Source organism: Actinoplanes sp. NPDC024001, from assembly GCF_040638955.1.
Lineage (GTDB): Bacteria > Actinomycetota > Actinomycetes > Mycobacteriales > Micromonosporaceae > Actinoplanes.
The window spans coordinates 1-2,725 of the sequence record NZ_JBEZZB010000349.1 but is presented as its reverse complement, the minus strand read 5'-3'; the positions used below and the strand labels follow the sequence as shown (position 1 = coordinate 2,725).

3 protein-coding genes and 1 pseudogene are annotated in these 2,725 nt (G+C 73.7%); 3 read left to right on the top strand and 1 reads right to left on the bottom strand.

The window, feature by feature from the left end; genetic code table 11:
* Window positions 1–469 (top strand): annotated as a pseudogene (locus tag AB0F81_RS51000) (UPF0104 family protein); the annotation flags it as partial.
* Here the strand turns inward: AB0F81_RS51000 and AB0F81_RS50995 are convergent.
* Window positions 445–1,152, bottom strand: coding sequence for a dihydrofolate reductase family protein (locus AB0F81_RS50995; RefSeq protein WP_360211670.1), 708 nt, complete (start codon window positions 1,150–1,152; stop codon window positions 445–447). The pseudogene AB0F81_RS51000 and the gene AB0F81_RS50995 sit on opposite strands and share 25 nt — an antisense overlap.
* Window positions 1,153–1,243: 91 nt before the next feature.
* Between AB0F81_RS50995 and ribA the strand changes: the two genes are divergently transcribed.
* Together ribA and AB0F81_RS50985 are read left to right on the top strand one after the other, a co-directional pair.
* Window positions 1,244–1,909: a GTP cyclohydrolase II gene (gene ribA, locus AB0F81_RS50990; RefSeq protein ID WP_360211668.1), complete on the top strand. Its 666-nt coding sequence runs from the start codon at window positions 1,244–1,246 to the stop codon at window positions 1,907–1,909.
* Between the two features lie 42 nt (window positions 1,910–1,951).
* Window positions 1,952–2,725 (top strand): PAS domain-containing protein (locus AB0F81_RS50985; RefSeq protein ID WP_360211666.1); only part of this gene is annotated, 774 nt, incomplete at its 3' end.

Below are 2,725 nucleotides of genomic sequence, written 5' to 3'. Positions count from 1 at the left end.
CGTGCTGCTCGCCTCGGCCGCCGTGCTCGCCGGGCACCTGGCGACCTTCCTGGTCGCCGCCCGCGCCGCCGGCAGCGCCGCCTCGCTGCTCCAGCTCGCGCCGCTGCTGCTGCTCGCCCTGCTCGCCATGGGCCTGCCGGTCAACGTCGGCGGCTGGGGACCGCGCGAGGGCGTCATGGCCTGGGCCTTCGGCGCGGCCGGCCTGAGCGCGGCGCAGGGCCTGACGATCGCCGTGGCCTACGGGATCCTGGCCTTCGTGGCCGCCGCCCCGGGCGCCGTGATCGTGGTGACGCGACTCGTGAACCGGCCGCGCGCCGTCGCTCCGGCGCCGCGCCTGATGGCTGTCGCCCCGGTCTCCCCCGCGCCGGTCATGGCGCCCCGGCCGCGGCACGTGCCGGCGCCGATCCCGCTGGTCCGGCGCACCACCGTGGTCCGGCAGCCGGCTTACTCCGGCGGTGTCGCAGCTTGACCGAACCGCTCGGTGAGCGCGTAGCGCAGAAGCACCACGTCACCGATCTGCCGCACCTCCGCGAGGGTGGCCCGGTTGCCGGGACCCCACGGGAAGTCACCGTCGTGGACGAACCGCGGCGCCCGCGCGTCACCGACGAAGAACGGCGCCACCACCAGCTGCAACTCGTCGGCCAGGCCGGCGGTGAGGAACTGGGTGTGCATCCGGCCGCCGCCTTCGACCATCAGCCGGCGCACGCCGCGCGCGGCCAGGTCGGCCGTGACGGCGCGCACGTCCACCGGATCGCCGCCGTCCACCACGACCGCCCGGTCGCCGAGCAGCTTCTCCGCGTCGGCGACGGCCGGCGAGGCACAGTAGACCAGCTTGGCCGAGTCGCCGGTGGTGAAGAACGACGCCTGCGGATCGAGGTGGCAGCTGCTGGTTACGGTGACCTTCACCGGGTCCGGAGCCGCGCCCCGCGCGACCCGGGCAGCGCGCCGGTCCGCGGAACGCACCAGCAGCCGCGGGTTGTCCTGGCGGATCGTGGCGGCCCCGACGAGGATCGCGTCACACCCGGCACGGACCGCGTCGACCCGGTCGAAGTCGGCGTCGTTGGAGAGGAGCAGTCGTTCCTCACCCGCGTCGTCGAGATATCCGTCGATCGACATCCCACAGCTCAGCAAGATGTAAGGACGCTCAGCCACCGCCCAACAGTAGTCCCTCCGAATGCGGGACTGGATCTCCGGGCAGATCATCGGTAGTGCTGAGCACGGCGGGAACCAACAAGGAGGACCGATGTTCGAGGCCCAGGCAGCGACGGCGCTCAAGGCGACCATCCGACGGCAGGTCACCGTGCCGCTGCGCTTCCCGGACGGCTACGCGACCACCGCGCGGGTGATGACGTTCGACGGGCTGGCGGACGGCAAGGAGCACCTCGCGCTCGGACTGGGTGACTGGCAACGGGCCCTCACCAAGTCGGCGGCCGGCGGGCGGGCGCCCCTGGTGCGCCCGCACAGCGAATGTCTCACCGGCGACGTCTTCGGCAGCCAGCGCTGCGACTGCGGGCCGCAGCTGCGCGAAGCCGTCGAGCGGATCGCCGAGCAGGGCGGGTTCCTGCTCTACCTGCGCCAGGAGGGCCGGGGCATCGGGCTCTACGCCAAGCTGGACGCGTACGCGCTGCAGGACGACGGGCTGGACACGTACCAGGCCAACGTGGCGCTGGGGCGTGGCGAGGACGAGCGTGACTACACCGCGGCGGCGCAGATGCTGATGGCCCTCGGCGTCGACCGGATCCGGCTGCTCAGCAACAACCCGGACAAGGCGGCGCAGCTGACCGGCCTGGGCATCGACGTCACCCAGCGGATCCCCACCGGGGTGCACCTGTCCGCCGCGAACGTGCGGTACCTGAGCGTCAAGGCGTCCCACACCGCGCACACCATCGAGCTGCCCCTGGCCGAGTGACCCCCCGGCGCCTTCTGGCGTCTTCTCCGGCACGATGGGAGGGTGACGGGCGTGGAGCTACCGGGTGCGGGTGAACTCGATGCGATGCTGGCCGCGGTCGATCAGCTGCCGTTCATCGTGGCCGTGTGCGAGGGACCCGACCTGGTGATGGTCGCGTGCAACGCGGCCACCCGCGCGGTGCTCGCCGGGCGGGAGATCATCGGCCGCCCGGTCCGCGAGGTGCTCAGCGACCTCGCCGGGCAGCAGTGGGTGGACGCCTACCACGAGGTCTACCGCACCGGCGAGCCGATCGCCGGGCGGGAGTGGCGGGCCCACATCGAGCAGCCGGACGGCTCGGTGCACGAGATGTTCGCCACTTTCACCATCGTGCCGTGGATCGACGCCGAGGGCCGCCGCCGCGGGGTGATCGGGGCCGGTTTCGACGTCACCGAGCTGACCCGCAACCGGCAGGCCGCCGAGGCGGAGGCGGACCAGCTGCGCCGCCGCTACGACCAGAGCCGCGACGTGATCACCGCGTTGCAGCGGGAGCTGCTGCCGTCCGGGCTGCCGGTGCTGCCCGGCCTGCAGGTGGCGGCCAGCTACCTGGTCGCCGAGACGGACACCGCGGCCGGCGGCGACTGGTTCGACGCGGTGTCCTGTCCGGACGGCCGGCTCGGCCTGGTCGTCGGCGACGTGGTCGGGCACGGCGTCGCCGCCTCCGGAGTGATGGGGCAGCTGCGCGCCGTGCTGCAGGAACGGCTCGACGCCGGGGTGGGCGTGGCCGACGCGCTGGCCGCCGCCGACCGGCTGGCCGCCCGGGTCCGGGCCGCGCACGCG

Excerpts from the sequence above, each read along its gene's own strand:
- ribA (WP_360211668.1), top strand. The coding sequence starts at position 1,244 with ATGTTCGAGGCCCAGGCAGCGACGGCGCTCAAGGCGACCATCCGACGG.